This window comes from Mesorhizobium sp. WSM2561 (assembly GCF_000513915.1).
Lineage (GTDB): Bacteria > Pseudomonadota > Alphaproteobacteria > Rhizobiales > Rhizobiaceae > Mesorhizobium > Mesorhizobium muleiense.
On record NZ_AZUX01000015.1, the window covers coordinates 189,329 to 205,481 of the forward strand.

12 protein-coding genes and 2 pseudogenes are annotated in these 16,153 nt (G+C 57.9%); 5 read left to right on the forward strand and 9 right to left on the reverse strand.

The features are described from left to right. Nucleotides 1-3 precede the first annotated feature (3 nt). Entirely contained in the window at nt 4-819 is an 816-nt protein-coding gene (locus M727_RS0114650) for an ABC transporter permease (RefSeq protein WP_348627162.1), read from the forward strand. Between the two features lie 10 nt (nt 820-829). Beyond that, on the forward strand, nt 830-2,077 hold the full coding sequence (locus M727_RS36460) for an alkaline phosphatase family protein (protein ID WP_051505616.1): 1,248 nt from the start codon (nt 830-832) through the stop codon (nt 2,075-2,077). A gap of 88 nt (nt 2,078-2,165) precedes the next feature. On the opposite strand, the gene M727_RS0114660 is transcribed toward M727_RS36460, so the two are convergent. The 7 genes and pseudogenes from M727_RS0114660 to aepX all read right to left on the reverse strand — a co-directional run bounded on the left by M727_RS0114660 (nt 2,166) and on the right by aepX (nt 10,597). Next, nucleotides 2,166-3,878: a histidinol-phosphate transaminase gene (locus tag M727_RS0114660; protein ID WP_027153322.1), complete on the reverse strand. Its 1,713-nt coding sequence runs from the start codon at nt 3,876-3,878 to the stop codon at nt 2,166-2,168. Between the two features lie 256 nt (nt 3,879-4,134). After that, nucleotides 4,135-6,027 carry an asparagine synthase (glutamine-hydrolyzing) gene (gene asnB / locus M727_RS0114665; RefSeq protein ID WP_027153323.1) on the reverse strand — a complete coding sequence of 631 codons (1,893 nt, stop codon included), beginning with the start codon at nt 6,025-6,027 and terminating at the stop codon, nt 4,135-4,137. A 31-nt stretch (nt 6,028-6,058) separates the two neighbouring features. After that, a complete protein-coding gene (locus M727_RS0114670) occupies nt 6,059-6,973 on the reverse strand; it encodes a class I SAM-dependent methyltransferase (RefSeq protein WP_027153324.1) in 915 nt (304 codons plus the stop codon). Nucleotides 6,974-6,991: 18 nt separating this feature from the next. After that, on the reverse strand, nt 6,992-7,603 hold the full coding sequence (locus M727_RS0114675; protein ID WP_027153325.1) for a CDP-alcohol phosphatidyltransferase family protein: 612 nt from the start codon (nt 7,601-7,603) through the stop codon (nt 6,992-6,994). A 4-nt stretch (nt 7,604-7,607) separates the two neighbouring features. Beyond that, nucleotides 7,608-8,417, reverse strand: coding sequence for a phosphocholine cytidylyltransferase family protein (locus M727_RS0114680; protein WP_027153331.1), 810 nt, complete (start codon nt 8,415-8,417; stop codon nt 7,608-7,610). Between the two features lie 42 nt (nt 8,418-8,459). Continuing rightward, nucleotides 8,460-9,647, reverse strand: a pseudogene (locus tag M727_RS36465) (aminotransferase class I/II-fold pyridoxal phosphate-dependent enzyme); the annotation flags it as partial. Nucleotides 9,648-9,688: 41 nt separating this feature from the next. Then, on the reverse strand, nt 9,689-10,597 hold the full coding sequence (gene aepX, locus M727_RS0114690; RefSeq protein WP_027153326.1) for a phosphoenolpyruvate mutase: 909 nt from the start codon (nt 10,595-10,597) through the stop codon (nt 9,689-9,691). 707 nt (nt 10,598-11,304) lie between these two features. Here aepX and M727_RS39155 point away from each other — a divergent pair. Beyond that, entirely contained in the window at nt 11,305-12,141 is an 837-nt protein-coding gene (locus tag M727_RS39155; RefSeq protein ID WP_084646733.1) for a thermonuclease family protein, read from the forward strand. A 139-nt stretch (nt 12,142-12,280) separates the two neighbouring features. On the opposite strand, the gene M727_RS0114700 is transcribed toward M727_RS39155, so the two are convergent. Beyond that, entirely contained in the window at nt 12,281-13,324 is a 1,044-nt protein-coding gene (locus M727_RS0114700; RefSeq protein WP_280944164.1) for a cytochrome-c peroxidase, read from the reverse strand. A gap of 470 nt (nt 13,325-13,794) precedes the next feature. Beyond that, nucleotides 13,795-14,094, reverse strand: a pseudogene (locus M727_RS0114710) (transcriptional regulator); the annotation flags it as partial. A 374-nt stretch (nt 14,095-14,468) separates the two neighbouring features. Here M727_RS0114710 and groES point away from each other — a divergent pair. Both groES and groL read left to right on the forward strand, forming a co-directional pair. Then, nucleotides 14,469-14,765 (forward strand): co-chaperone GroES, encoded by a 297-nt coding sequence (gene groES, locus M727_RS0114715; protein ID WP_027153329.1) that lies wholly within the window; start codon nt 14,469-14,471, stop codon nt 14,763-14,765. A 65-nt stretch (nt 14,766-14,830) separates the two neighbouring features. After that, nucleotides 14,831-16,153, forward strand: a 1,323-nt coding sequence (gene groL / locus M727_RS0114720; RefSeq protein WP_036262252.1) for a chaperonin GroEL, incomplete at its 3' end; no start/stop codon positions are given.

Sequence of the window (16,153 nt, forward strand, 5' to 3'; positions counted from 1 at the left end):
CGGATGGACTTGCCGACACGCCTCGCAGCGGGCTGGGTTCTGCTCATGGTCGTGGCGGCACTCGCAGCAGCGCACATTGCCCCCTACGACATTACTGCCATCGACCTGCGCCATCGTCTGGCGCCGCCTGTGGGGTTCGGCGGGACGATGCTGCATGTCCTTGGAACTGACGACCTCGGCCGTGACGTTGCCTCGCGTCTTATCTACTCGATCCGCACCAGCTTGCTGGTCGCCTTCGGCGCGACCGCGATCAGCGTGTTCGTCGGCACGGCGATCGGCTTCACCGCCGCTTATTTCCGCCGGCTGGTCGAGCACGTTCTGCTCCTGATGATCGACGTCCAGGCTTCGTTACCTTTTCTCATCGTGGCTCTGGCGATGCTCGCCTTTTTGGGCAATTCGCTGACGCTGTTCGTCGCCCTGATGGGGCTGTACGGCTGGGAGCGGAATGCGCGGCTGGCGCGGGGGCTGGCAATGGCCGCCGGCGCACAGGGCTATGCGAGTGCAACCCGCCAGCTCGGCGCCCATCCGTTGCGCGTCTATGTTCGGCATATCCTGCCCAACAGTGCGGCAACGCTTCTGGTCGCGGCAACAGTGACATTTCCCGAAATCGTTCTGGTCGAAAGCGGATTGTCCTTTCTCGGCCTTGGCGTCCAGCCGCCCATGAGCAGCCTGGGCGTGATGGTCGCCGCCGGCCGCGAGTATATCACCCGCGCGCCCTGGATGCTGCTCGCTCCCAGCCTCGTCATCGTGTTGACCGCCGTCGCGGTGAGCGTCCTCGGCGACTGGTTGCGCGATCAACTCGACCCGACCCTACGATGACGGAGCCCTCATGCAAAGAAAGCTGATCTCCATGCTCGTCGACGGTGTCAGCGCTGACACTTTCGAGGCCTATGCGCACCGCCTGCCGAACATGAGCCGTCTCGCGGCTTCTGGCCTGCGCGTTCGCCGGATGAAATCGGCCGTGCCGGCCACCTCCGTCCCCGGCCGGGCAACGATGTTGACGGGCGTGGGACCCGAAGTGCACGGTGTCTATGGCAATCATATCTTCCGCGGTGACATCTTCATCGCGCCGCTGGCTGAAGATTTGCAGGCACCGACACTTGCCACACATGCCAAGGCCGCCGGCCTGGATGTCGCGGCGATCGGCCATGCGATGATCGCTCTGGACGATACTTCTGTCTATGTCCCGCCCTGGTGGCTGCGCAATTTCGTGACCGGTCATCGCTTCGGCAAGATGGCCACCCCCGAAGCATTGGCGGCCTTGCGCGCTATCCACGATCCCGAAGATCGGCTCGCGCGCGCCGGCCTGACCGAAATGGATTGGTTCAGAGAGTCAGTTGACGACGGCACGCCGCACCTGCTGGCCGGCCTCGCACTCGATCAGTTTCTTAATCGCGCCGTAGTGGCTCTGCTCGGCTCGGACCGGCCACCCGATCTCGTGCTGACGGAGATCGAGATGCCGGACGCGTTCCAGCATTATCTTGGCTATGACAGCCCGACAGCGATCTGGTCAGTGGAGTTCGCCGATATGCTGCTGGGTAACGTCCTGGCTGTCCTGGAGCGGACCGGCAGGCTTGGGAGCTATGTGATCGCGGTCGCCAGCGACCACGGCCACGGTCCGGTAGACATGGCGATTTTTCCGGAGGCCATTATCCCGGACATGCACTGGATGACCGAAGGCGCCAGCCTCTACGTCTCCCTCAAAACTCCCGGCGATATTGACAGAGCCACCGAGCGACTGGTGCCCTACGGCGTCGAGCTCTGGAACGATCTGCATCTGCCTGAGCCTCTCCGCGGGGGTGTGGCGATGTTCGTCGCTCCGCCTAGGCATTCTTTCGAGGAGCGGGCAGCGCATGCGTCCGCGCCGCTCTCTGCGACGGGCAGGCCGCACGCCATCTCAACTCACGGTTTTCGGCCGGGCAGCCGCGAGGATGACCGCATGTTCATCGTGTCCGGCATCGGCGTGCCCCAGCGGATCGTCGACGAGGCAAATGCGGACCAGTTCGCGCCGACGCTTTCGAGTGTCCTCGGCTTGCCCCAGGCGCCTTATGCCGGGCGCTCGCTGATAGAGGATTAGAGCTGTCTATAATTTTGCGATATTGTGGCCAGGCCTGTCGCTACCTTGCCTTTCGGCCAGTACTGAGCATCGATCATGCGCCCATTCCTTATGCGACGACGCCTTCAGATGCGATGCTTAAGTGGCTTAAAGTACTTCGCAAAGTGTTTATGAGCTTTTCGTTCTCGGCTCGACTTCGAACAGTCAGGCGAATGTATCGATCTGCATCTTTCATAACTTGGTAGCCGCATTCTCTTACAAGGACGGAATCGAAGAGAATGAGCCGACGCTTAAGCTCGGCAGCAGATACAGAATCTTCAGGCAGCCGACATAAGATGAAATTTGTTTGTGAAGGCACGACTTCAAGGCCCGGTATCGTCTGTAACCTTCGCGTGAATAGGTCTCGATCCTCGCGCAACATTTCCAGGCTCTCTTCCAGTTCCTCTATAAATTCGGGCAGCAAGAACAGCGTGTATTCCGCAATACCGTTGATGTTCCACAACGGTAGCTTCCGGCGCACGGCAGCAATGAGATCCCTATCGCCAGACATGAGATAGCCGAGCCGAATTCCGCCGAGCCCGAAGAGCTTTCCAAGGCTCTTCACTACGATCAGATTGTCACAGGACAGCACAAGATTCTCAACGCTGTTTGCGCTTCCGTCAGTGGGAAAATCGATAAAGGATTCGTCCACAATCAGCCGCCGCCCGCTGGAACCTAGAGCCTTGGTCAACCATGCCATGTCAGCATGATCAACAAGTCGACCGGTGGGATTGTTAGGATTCACAACGATTGCCGTGTCTGCATCCGTGGCTATTACGAATTCAAAAAACGCGCTGACATCCAGGTCGAAATAAGGCGGACTGAGAACGAAGTTCTTCATTCGTTCGTTAGTCAGAGGGGTTTGAAAACCGGCAAATGTCGGGGTGGGAACCGCAACTGTGGGGTTCAGCGTTGAATAAAGCGCCTGTATGAGGTCGGTGACCCCGTTTCCGACTGCGATAAGCTCCGGCTGCTGCGAGGTCATCGCGCCGAGGATGGAAGCAATATCAATCTGCTGAGATGGATAGCATGTTAATACGTCTTCGAGCCTCGTCGCTAGCCGATCGTAGAAAGCCTTAGGGGGAAATCTGGTATTGCAAAGAAGCATGTGCTCAGCGATTGGCTTACGCCAATACCCTCCGACGCTGGTCTCCAGACGCCGCAGCAGGTTTTTCTTGTCACATCGGAATTCGGCTATGGCTACATCGACGCCGTCGCAGATATCGAGCAGTTCGAAGCCAGCATTCCGCCTACCGGCAGGCAAGGCAATCTCTAGCCGGAGCAGACCTGTGGCCAACCCGCTCAAGGTCTGTTGTGGACGAGTGAGTGCCGCGAACTGGCTTTCAAGTAAAAGGTCCAATAGTACATCGGCACTCAACCGATAAATACCAGTCGGCGCTTCGGGCCGCCAGGCGGAGCCACACGATCCGCTATCGCGACCGATTCCGTCAAGAAGGTCACTGTCGAACAGCGGAGTTCCCCATATCAGGAGTGTATCGCCGTCATGGTCCTGACGTCTCTCGATTAGGCCGAAGTCAAGTGTGTCTCGCCACGAGAGAACAGTGGTGCCGGGCTGACAATGATACGTGTCAAATGAGCCATTTTGCGAATTTTCGACGACAACGACATTTTTGACGCCGTATTCGAAACATACTTCGATGAGGTGTTTTACGAGAGGCTGACCGTTTATGGGGACCAACGGTGCATCGTAACTGCCACTCCACAGATGTATTTTTGGCGCTCGGAAATCGAGAATAAAGATAGCGCGGGTTGATTTTGCCATTGCCGATCTCCTTTTCCTGCGAACGAAAAGAGAGAGTCGATCCGCCCGTTCCTTAATGAAGACGATGACAGATTCTCGAACCACAAGATGCGTTCACAAATACGCGTCATCGCTACTTGTAGGGGGTCTGGTTCGATCGGTTCTTCGATATGTGCCATCTTCGTAAGTAAGCTGAGGCGTCCTTGAAGTGACGTATAAGCCGCGTCCAACGCACCATTTTCGATGAAGCAGAGCCCAACTTCGGGCTCGGATATTGTCACGAGAATGCCTCCTTGAAGAAAATCGCAAGGTTGGCTAGAAGCCAAAACTTGCGACCGAATGAATCTGAAGGTTTTTCTCGTCCGACCTCAAACCAACGCCTCAAGGCAGTAGGGTTGAATAAATTTCCTAGGGGAGAGTCCTCGTGAAAGAGCAGGCTTCGATATTGCGTTGCTCCCTCGCCCACCGCCCACTGGCCCAGCGGAATCGGAAATCCCATCTTTTTCCGAGATAGAACAGATTTGGGCAAGACGCCCCGGTATCCTCTTCGCAAGGGATATTTTGAGACGTCAAGACGTTCGCTGAAGGAAGCGACCGGGTGCCAAAGTGCCTGGACAGAAGCGATTGGTGACCTCCACCTTAACCGCTGGGAGCCGGGCATTGCCATTGCGGCGGTTACGAGCTGGTGATCGGTGAAAGGAACGCGAGCTTCAAGTCCAGCTGCCATAGTGGTGTTGTCAACCATCTCCAGCAGCGCGGGCAAGTGCGTAGAGACGAAAACATGTGTTATCTTGCTAAAGAAATCTCCGTCCGCCTCCGCAAATTGAGTCGCGAAGTGGTCGAAGAGTTCCATCTCGTACTCTCTTCGCATCTGGCCATCGATAGCAAGCGAACGGATCTCATCAGCCGGAAAGTAAGTGTAACGCTCTAAGAAAAACTGCAGCTGACCGCCATGGACCCCAAGCCCAAGACGCCGGCGTGCGAGCTGGGCCAGAGGAGATGGCAATGCGGCGATGATTTTACTTCGATTGTAATCATACGGCGTCCGAAACAATCGGCTGTAGCCAGCGAAAATTTCATCGGCACCCTCGCCGGTGAGTACGACCTTATGCTCTTTCGAAATCGCCTTTGCGAGCGTAAACATGGCGGTTTCGTTATGCATTCCAAGTGGATGTCCACGCAAACGGACGAGTTCTGCTACCGCGTTGATATCGGAAGGTTCTCGAATTGGGACGACCCGGTGAGTGAGCCCGAACTCAGCGGCAACGTCCATCGCATAGCCCGTCTCGTCATAATCGGAGGGCTCGACCCTGCCGGTATAGCAGATAGGATGGACTTGTGAGCGGGCTGAGGCCTCATAGGCGAGGATGCTCGAGTCAAGCCCGCCGGACAGCAATACGGCCACCGGAACATCAGCTACCAGCTGGCGTTGAACGGCACTTCCGAGCAACTCCCGTACATCGGAGTAGTCCGGCTTCGATCGCGAAATGCACTCAGACAGATTCCACCAACGTTCGGACGTGTAGCGCCCGTTTTTTATTTCGAGGAGATAGCCGGGCTCTAATTTGGAGATCCCAGTGAACAGCGTTCTGGAGCCGACAACCGCGCGATAGGATAGAAAACTGAGCGCGCCGATCATATCAGGTCCGCGCATGATCCCCGGCCAGCGAACAAGAGCATTCGGTTGCGACGCAAATAGAAGTCCAATATCGCAAATCGTGTAGTAAAGTGGCTTTACGCCCAGCCGGTCTCGGGCGACAAGAACGAGAGATTTTCGGGGATCGAAGAGTGCAAAGGAAAACATCCCATCGAGCCGGTTTAAGAATGATTTTCCCCAAGCGATATAACTTATGATTAATACTTCTGTATCTGATGTCGTCAAAAACGAATAACCAAGACTCTGCAATTCCTTTTTTAACTCGCGATAGTTATATATCTCTCCATTATAGGTTATCGTCACTCCAGTATTTTTATCGCAAAGAGGTTGATCGGCGCGAGAATTAATATCGATAACCGATAGTCGTCGATGTGCGAATGCCACCGAACGATTAATATATAAGCCTCTGGCATCAGGTCCGCGATGAGCAAGAGCGTCCGCGCAACGCTCTACCGCCTCAGCGGAGACCGGCATACCTTCCTCTTTAAGGACTATCCCGAAGATTCCGCACATTGGCGTCGCTCTCTTATACGAATAACGCCGACTACGTGCTTGGCTTGTCGCCGATCATCTGGATGCAGCCATCGCCGAACCAGAACCGAGCCAGCGGGTGGTCGTAATGACGGTACATGGGCGCGAGAAAGCGCCGAAGGTTATGGAAATTTCTCGTATACCGTGAGATCCTGCGAATGTTCTCGAAGCCGCACTCGACATACCAGTCTCTGATTTGCACCTCAGTGAATGAGAACTCGTGGTAGGTCGGCGCCTGGAAACGATCCCGAATCGTCACGAACAAATCATCATCGAAAAGGCTTCGAAAGAATTCATTTTCGCCAGGCATATGTTCTTCTTCTTCATTCTCCTTGACGTTCAACAGCCAGTCGATGGCTTCACGTGCGGTGGATGCATTAAGATTGTCGATCGCACTGCGAAATTGGTCATCATTTTGGTACAGTTCTCGCAAGTGGTTTATGCATCGGTAGATGACGCCGTTGGCGGTGCCCATGATCGTCAAAAAGAAGCTGCCCCCCGGACGAGTTACGTGGGCAAGTTCCTCGAAGCCTTTTTTCGGATCGCTGGTGTGCGGCAGAACCCCGGCGCAATGAACAAAATCAAAACTCTTTTCGTCGAACGGCAGATCGAGCACATTACCGGCGACCAATTCCGAGCGTGGCCCAAAGCGGCTAAGCCGTTTGCGCGCGCAATCCATCCAATCATTGCCCAATTCAAGAGAGACAACGCTACGCGCTCCTTTTTCAAGAAACGCATAAGACGCATTCGCATTCGAGCCGCAGCCCGCGTCTAAGACATCAAGGCCGCGGAAGCTACCGGTTGCCAGGCCGAAATATTCCTCCTCAATGAGGGAGACCAACCTGTCAAATATGTGGTGATCATTCTCCTGCTGGCGCTGATAACGATCGAAGACAGTGCGCGTGCCGATTTCGAAAGAGCTTTCCATGCATTTTTTTCCTACACTCTACGATGCAAATGCACTTGTGAGCAGGGCGAAAGACCCGGCTGCAACGAGTGTAAGGTTGGCAAGGCGCAATCGATTGCCGGTACCAGGAAATTTGAAATTTGAGAGATGTAGCAGGGACAGAAGAAACGCCGCGCCTATCAAGAGACTGCCAAGCTGAGGGATTGGCAGATAGCGGTTTGTGGCAAAGAGAGCTGCCAACACGAAGAGGTCATTGTTCAACGGCAATCCTCTGCCGAATCCGTCATCGTCCAGCCCGAACGCTGAAAAATAGCTGAGGCGGAGAGCCCCCGACAGGACAAGGCAGACCGCAGCTAACAGTGCAGGAACAGAGAACGCGTTAAAAGACAAAATTAGCACCGCTGGAAACACAGCTGCGTAGACCAAATCAGCTAGCCCGTCGAATGCGCCTCCCACCTGGGCCGTCAAAGCCGAACGGTTCGGCGAACGCTTCGCGACCATGCCATCCGCATCATCCGCCAGAAGCGCCCATAAGGCGAAACAGATGCCAAGCTCGAAGCGTCCGACCAAAGCAAAATAGATCGCTGTAGTGGCGAAGATCAGCCCAAGCGCGGTAATGGCATTTGCAACGTCGAAGAGATAGCGGATCATCCTGCTACTCTCCAGCGTCTACGACGTGGCGGGCACTATATCTCAGGGACCTCTCGACTGTGAAAATCCTCTCGGCTGCGCGTAGGTCTTCTTCACTGTCGATCTCATACCATCTCAGATCGTCGCATCGCGCCGCCGCGAGCTGCAGTCCGTTGCGCTCGATAAGAACGGCGAGCAACTCCTCGGTATAAGCTTTGGTCGCACCCGAGCCGATAATGTCGCAAAGGACCGGGACGATCTTTGTTCGGAGGTCGGCGCCAGAGAACCGGATGAGATTCATCATCTTGAAGAGTGCCGGACCGCCGGATGCCAGACTTGCTGCCGTCTGCTTTAGCCGGACCTCGGATATGAAGCCCTCGCTGGAAAGAATGGCTGCGGACCCTTCCATAGATGGATCGAACGGCGCAACGGCAGCGGTATTTGCCGCGTCGTTCATCATCAGGCAGCGCAGTGCATCTTCTTCGAAGAAGACATCACCTTCGAGAAGGTAGCAGTCTCCGGAAAGGAGCGCATCGCGCGCCAACCAGAGCGAGTAGGCACTGCCTGTCCGGTCGAAAACCAATGACTCGACATAATTGATCTTCAGGCCACCGAAGAGACTGCCGCATGCATATTGGATCGCATCCTTGCGATAGCCTATGACGATCGTCGCCTCCTCGACGCCGACCGCTTCCAGGTTTCGAAGCGCGTTGTGCAATATGGGCGTGCCATTGACCTCCACCAGGGGCTTCGGCCGCAGATCGGTCAGCGGACGGAGACGAGAGCCGAAGCCCGCGGCTAGAATGACGGCTTTTTTGGGCGCTTCGATCGACATCGCACGCATTCCCCTTCTGTGTTCCGCGATCTTGCGAGGTCTTTTCCGAGCGTTGAGCACCTCGACGATCCGGCTCAATCCGGCTTCGAGTTTCTCGGGCGGAATTCCATAGGAGAGGCGTATGCCAGCGGGATCGCCGAAGGCGGTGCCGGACACCGTCGCAACGCCGGCATCGGTTAGCAGCGAATGCACGATCTTTTCCGCATCGTCAGTGATCACATTCCACGGCTCGCGCGTGAGCAGGTTCGTCAAGTCGAGATAGAAATAGAAGCCGCCCTGCGCCTTCGGCACCGGTACCCGCCTGAGCGATGAGAGCACGTTGAGACCGATCTGCCTGGCGCTGGTCAACTGCGATCGCAGTTGGCTCTCGTAGCTGCCATCTCCCCGCTCTAGATGTGCCAACACGGCATGCTGGGCGATCACATTCGGATTTGACGTGGTGTGCGACTGCAACGCGCTGGCGGCGTTAATGATCTCCTTCGGACCGGCGAGGTAGCCAATTCGCCATCCGGTCAGTGCCAAAGCCTTGCTAAAGCTGTTGACGATGAGCGTCCGAGGCCGAACCTCCGGAAGGACGGAGACGATCGCGTGATGGGTATGATGCCCGTGGACGAAATCGCCATAGCACTCGTCGAAAATGATCCACAAGTCGCGGTAAATCGCGAGCTGGGCAATTGCCATCAGCGTCTGGGCGTCATAAACGGCACCCGTCGGATTACCAGGCGTGTTGATGATGATCGCCCGGGTTCTCTTGGTGACCGCAGCCTCGATGTCTTCGATGCGCGCTACATAGCCGTTGGAGCGGGTTTCGACGAAGACCGGCTTGCCGCCGGCGATCAGCACCTGCGCCGGGAAAGTCGTCCAGTAAGGCGTCGGGATGATGACTTCGTCGCCTGGGTTGAGCACCACCATAGCCGCATTGAAGAGCGCCTGTTTGGCCCCTGTCGTGGTGATGAGCTCTTCGGCCTTCCACATCCGTCCGGTATCGAGAGACACCTTTTTCGCCAGCGCCTCCCGCAGTTCCATCATGCCAGCGGTATCAGTGTAGCGATTGACACCGTTGTTGATAGCCTCGAACGCTCCGTCGCGAATTGTTGGTGCGAGGTCACTCCAGATTTCTCCAGCGGTCAGATCAATGATGTCATCGCCAGCATCGGCAGATGCCCTTGCCGCCGCCCGCGCGGCGGCGGTCCCAGATGAACGGAACAAGCTTGTCCGTTTCGCAAGCATGTTGCGCCTCCTCGTCTCGTTTGCTCGTCAGAAAAGGCGGCTTAAACCGGCTGACGGACGCCGCTCGCCTTCTGTGGTAGATATCTCTCTTCGGCCGCAGCCAGTTCCTCGTATTTGAGCAACTCGAACACTTCGTCCAGCGTTGCCACCTCACTCTCGATACCGGCGATGGTTTCCTCCCGAACGATCCGATCGCAAATGTGGCGCATGGCAGCAGTGGCGGCGCGCAAGTTGTGGTTGGCCCAAATCACCATGGAGATCCCTGCGGCGCGATACGCGGAGACCGGCGTGCGGTAATATTTCGTGGGTACGATGACGACTGGAAGCCGGTTCTGCCAGGCGCGAGTGAAGGCGAAGATCTCCTCCGCGTCGGACCTGCAGGAATGGATGAGGACGGCATCAGCGCCCGCCTCGGCGTAGGCATAAGCGCGCGCCAGCGCCTCATCCATTACACGGCCGGCGATTAGCGCCTCGATACGCGCGACCAGCACGAATTCCGGATCCGGAATTCGGTCCTTGATCGCCTTGAGCCGCCCACAAAACTCCGCGGTTTCGGCGAGGGGGTGTCGGTCCCCCACGAACGAATTCATCTTTGGAAACACCTTGTCTTCGAGGCAAACGCCGCTTGCGCCACATCGGCGAAGTTTGCTGGCCATGAGGCGGGCATTGTTGAAGTTTCCAAATCTGCTGTCGCCGTCGACCAGGATCGGAATCTGCACAGCATCTGCCATACGCTCTACAACATTGACAACCTCGGACCAGGAGGCTTCGTTCGCATCGCGATAGCCGAGACTTGATGAGATCGACAGGCCTGACGCCCAAAGCACCTTGAAGCCCGCGCGCTCCACGATCGCAGCCGAGAGACCGTCGTGCCCTTCCATAGCAAAAGTGAGCTCGCTGGCTGTGATCAGTTGAAGCAAACTTTCGCCGGCCCGTCCGGCGGAAACCATATTTTGCGTAGGCTGCTTTGGTACACCACTGTGCATCATCATCCCTTCCCCTTCCAAACATTCATAATGGCGGTTCAGCAATATTCGTCAAGTTAAGATAAGATGAAGCATCAGTAACGTTCGTGCGTTCTCGATTTCATAAAGATGTACATATGCTTCATTTTTGAAACGTTTCACATCGCTGGCGCGCCGGAAACGGGCAAAGGAAACTGCGCGTCCGCGGTTCGTCTTGATCGTCTGGCTTCCTTGGGATTGATGGCGGCGATGCATTCGGGGCCGAGCGAGCGGATTGACGAAAAACTCCACAGCCGTTCGGGTTTGTCGCGTTGACACCCACATGCCATGATGGGCCATGCCTTCAGATGCTCGCAACGCAAGCACTTTGACGCTGGCAACATTGACCGATCCTGGACGAGCTGTCAGCGCCGCGATCGCGCTTTACGGGCAGGAAGCTGCGACTGCCGCAGCGTATTGCGCGTTGGAAGCGAATTTTGCTGGTCGGGATCAGGACTTCCGCTTTTGGTGCGCAGGGTTCCGGCAATTGGCCGCTAAAGAGGCCATTCAATAAAGAACAAGCGCCAAGCGAGTGAGCCGAGGTCGTGCGCCGCCGGTGCCATAGATGGCACCGACCTCCATCCCGCAATGGGTCGAGACGGCGCAACTATGGACTCTCTGCTCTGACCGACGCATTCTTCCCTCGGGGGAGAATGGGCTTGGATAGATCACGGCACGACTATCGGTCTGACCAGTGGCGACAGCGCACCGGTGCCAAGCGGTCACGCGCACGCCGTTGGGCAGCCATTCCACTGCGGCTGATCTTTGTGACTATGGCCGCTGCTGGCGCGTTAGCCGTTCAGTCGGCCATGCAGCACAGCGACCGCATGTCCGACATCAGTCTGTCGAATCTGACCCGCCCGAGCCCTCCACCGATCGCCGGGGTCGCCTCCGTCGTCGACGGCGACACGATTGAGATCCACGGTCAGCGCATTCGCCTCAACGGGGTCGATGCGCCGGAGAGCAAGCAGTATTGCGACGACGCGAAAGGGTTCGAATATCCCTGCGGGCGCCGCGCCACCGAAGCGTTGAAGGCCTTCCTGACGACCTCGAAGCCAGTTCACTGCTCGTTCGTCTCCTGGGATCGCTATGACCGGTTTGTCGGCGACTGCCAGCGCTCCGATGGTGCCGGCTTGTCCGCTTGGATGATCGAGCACGGCCAGGCCTTGGATTGGCCCCGCTACAGCCACGGCGCGTACGCACTGCAGCAGGTGAAGGCGGAAGCGGCGAAGGTCGGCATGTGGGCCGGCAAGTTTAAGGCGCCTTGGGAGTGGCGAGCGGAGCATGCAGATGGCGTGGCGCCGTCAGGCCAACCACGAGGCGTCGTCAGCCGCAGGCTGCTCGCGCAGAGCGGCTATTCGTGCGAGCCGCGGCGGATATGTTCTCAAATCAGCTCATGTGATGAAGCAAACTGGTTTCTCACAAACTGCTCATGGGGAGGCAAGTTGGACCGAGACAAGGACGGTATCCCCTGCGAATCGGTTTGCTAGGGAAAGCTCGTTCGTCGCCTGTGACTTGGCGACCGGCTCGGGCCGTCGCGCTTTTTGAACTCGCGGTAAAGGCGTCCTAGAGAGCCGGTCGCGGAGGCAAACGGCGGCTGGCAATCAACGCATCACCAAACTCATGCGATCACGGCGCTGGCCGAGGTGTCGTGGCGACGCTTGGCGGCAGGATCGGGTAAGTTACCTGCGGCTGGTCTCCACTTAGTGTCCGCAAGAAGGCGACGATATTGGAGACTTCGTCAGCGGCCAATCGGGTGCCAAGCTGGGTGGTGCCCATCACCGCCACCACCTCCTCGAGGTTCCACGCACGGCCGCTATGGAAGTACGGGGCAGTGAGTTCGACGTTTCTCAAGCTGGGGACTTTGAAGACATATTGGTCGTCAATTTCCCCTGTCACCTGTTTGCGACCTTCATCGTCGGGCGGCAGGAAGCCCCAGCCGGGCTTCTCGACCAGGCCAAAAGGAGCGTACATACCGCCGCCGACATTGACGCCGTTGTGGCAAGATGTGCACCCATTGTCGATAAAAAGCCCGAGGCCTTTCTTCTCTTCAACGGTGAGCGCTTTTTCGTCACCCTCGAGATATCGATCAAACGGCGCATTGGGCGTGGTCAGCGTCGCCTCGAAGACGGCAATCGCCTTCCCGATGTTCTCGTAGTCGAGAGGATCGGTTTCATCTGGGAAGGCTTTGCGGAATGCCTCCACATAGCCGGGTATGCCCTTGAGCTGGTCGACGGCGTGCTCAGGGGTGCTTCCCATCTCGATCGGGTTGGCGATGGGCCCGCCGGCCTGCTCCGTCAGGTCGATCGCTCTACCGTCCCAAAACTGAGTGGTGTTGAACACTGAATTGAGCACAGTTGGCGCGTTGCGGCCGCCGCGCTGCCAATTGAAGCCAATTGAGGTGGGGCGGCCATCAGCGCCGCCGCGCCCGATTTGATGGCAGGTGTTGCAGCTGATGTTCTGCGCCTCCGAAAGTCGCGGCTCGAAATAGAGCATCTTGCCCAGTTCGACCTTCTCTGCAGTCGCCGGGTTGCCCTCAAGGGCAGGCGGGTCCTTGGGAACGGGGCTGAACAGCGATTTCGCTTCGTCGAGCAGATTGTCCTGCCCCATCGCCATTGAGGTGAGCAGAAAAGATCCGAGTGCAGCATACCGAAAGTTCCAGCCAATCGCCAAACAAGCCTCTCCTCTTCCAAACCCGAGACTGTGCGCCAAATGAGCGGCTTCCCATCACCAGCGGGTTGGGGCGCGTCCTCGGCAGCACCGAGCAAAAATCGAGCCAAAGACGTAGGCAGAAACTCGGACAAATGTGCCAACGGCTTTCGGCCCCAGCCGGGCGCAAATCGAACATGGCAGCGTCGTGGGCCGGACAAACCCGACAATGGGTGTTGCCCGGCGTATGCTGACACCGGTCCACCCGATCTATGTCCGCGGCTGCCACAACGGCCACGCGCGCAAGCATCAGCTAACGTTTCTGGTCGGGCGCCCTGCGGACGAGCTTCTCGGTGTCTATCGCCCGCAAAGTCGGCCACGCTAGCCGGCCAGGCACGCAAGATAGTCGCGCGTGCCCGGCAACCCTCCTTGAGAACCACATACGCTGAGTGGTTGGTGAAGCACGTGATAGACTATAGAGGAAGGCGGCCGCCTTAGCGGCGCGTCCTTAGCTCCTCAACGTCCACGGCGCTCTCAAAAACATAGCCCGCGCCGCGCTCTGTTCGGATATACTGCAGGGTCGAGCGGTATGCCAGCTTGCGGCGAAGGCGCAGGATCAGCACGTCGATGCTGCGGTCATAGACCTCTTGATCATAGACCCTGGTCGCCTTCAGAAGCTGCTCGCGCGAAAGCACCCGGCCTGGGTTCTTGAGGAAGGCCATGAGCAGGTTGAACTCACCCGCAGTGAGCTTGACTTCAAGATCCGTCCCTCGGCGCAAGCGGCGTCGTTTGACGATTGGCGGGAAACATCCGCCGATCGTCCCTCATCGAACACGAGAACCGCATCACGCCGAAAACCGAGAAACAGTGCAAGGCACAGTACGACGACGCGTTTGTCGATTGCATTGTGAACGGGCTTGATCCCCCCACTGACCGCCGCCGCCTCTGTGTGGGTATAGATGCAAGAAATGAGCCTATACTCCTGCTCCTTCTGAAGAACGATATAGGCCCTCAGCTCACGTCCCTTCGGCTCGGTTTCACCGTTCTTCGCGCCTTGACTTGCAACCGCCAACCGCCTATCCACCCCCTTGTTAGCACTCGGCCTCGGTGAGTGCTAATCGCACTCCGGCAACGGGAACCGTTCAACATCCGCACCAGGGAATCCAAAATGGCACAATCGAAATTCCGCCCACTTCATGACCGTGTGGTCGTTCGCCGGGTCGAATCCGAATCCAAGACTGCCGGCGGGATCATCATCCCGGATACGGCGAAGGAAAAGCCGCAGGAAGGCGAGATCATCGCCGTCGGGTCCGGCGCCCGCGACGAAGCTGGCAAGCTGGTCCCGCTGGACGTCAAGGCCGGCGACCGCATCCTGTTCGGCAAGTGGTCGGGCACCGAAGTCAAGCTCAGTGGCGAGGACCTTCTGATCATGAAGGAATCCGACATCATGGGCATCATCGGCTGATATCGGCCCTACCCTCACCTGAATCTCATTTTCGGGCTCGATTGAAGCCCTGCCAGGAGCTAACCATGTCCGCAAAAGACGTAAAATTCTCCCGTGACGCCCGCGAGCGCATGCTGCGCGGTGTCAACATCCTCGCCGACGCGGTGAAGGTCACGCTCGGCCCCAAGGGCCGCAACGTCGTCATCGACAAGTCGTTCGGCGCCCCGCGCATCACCAAGGACGGCGTCACCGTCGCCAAGGAAATCGAACTTGAAGACAAGTTCGAGAACATGGGCGCGCAGATGGTCCGCGAAGTCGCTTCGAAGACCAACGACATTGCCGGCGACGGCACCACGACCGCGACCGTTCTGGCGCAGTCGATCGTCCAGGAAGGCCACAAGTCGGTTGCCGCCGGCATGAACCCGATGGACCTGAAGCGCGGCATCGATCTGGCCGTCACCGAAGTGGTCGCTGCTCTGGGCAAGACCGCCAAGAAGATCAAGACCTCCGAGGAGATCGCCCAGGTCGGCACCATTGCCGGCAATGGCGATGTTTCGGTCGGCTCGATGATCGCAGAAGCGATGCAGAAGGTCGGCAATGAGGGCGTCATCACAGTCGAGGAAGCCAAGACCGCCGAGACTGAGTTGGAAGTCGTCGAAGGCATGCAGTTCGACCGCGGCTATCTCTCGCCCTACTTCGTCACCAATGCCGACAAGATGGTTGCCGATCTCGAGGACGCCTACATCCTCCTCCACGAGAAGAAGCTCTCCAACCTGCAGGCGATGCTGCCGGTCCTCGAAGCCGTCGTGCAGACCTCGAAGCCGCTGGTCATCATCTCGGAAGACGTCGAAGGCGAGGCCCTGGCCACGCTGGTCGTCAACAAGCTGCGTGGCGGCCTGAAGATCGCTGCCGTCAAGGCGCCGGGCTTCGGTGATCGCCGCAAGGCCATGCTGGAAGACATCGCTATCCTCACCGGTGGCCAGGTCATTTCCGAAGACCTCGGCATCAAGCTCGAGAATGTTGGCCTCAACATGCTCGGCCGCGCCAAGAAGGTGTCGATCTCCAAGGAGAACACCACCATCGTCGACGGTGCCGGCAAGAAGGCCGAGATCCAGGGCCGCGTCGCCCAGATCAAGCAGCAGATCGAGGAGACCACCTCGGACTACGACAAGGAGAAGCTGCAGGAACGTCTCGCCAAGCTGGCGGGCGGCGTTGCCGTGATCCGCGTCGGCGGTGCGACCGAAGTGGAAGTCAAGGAAAAGAAGGACCGCGTCGATGACGCCCTCAACGCGACCCGCGCGGCCGTCGAAGAAGGCATCGTTGCCGGCGGCGGCGTCGCACTGCTGCGCGCTTCGGCCAACATCAAGGTGACCGGCGTCAACGCCGACCAGGCAGCCGGCATCAACATC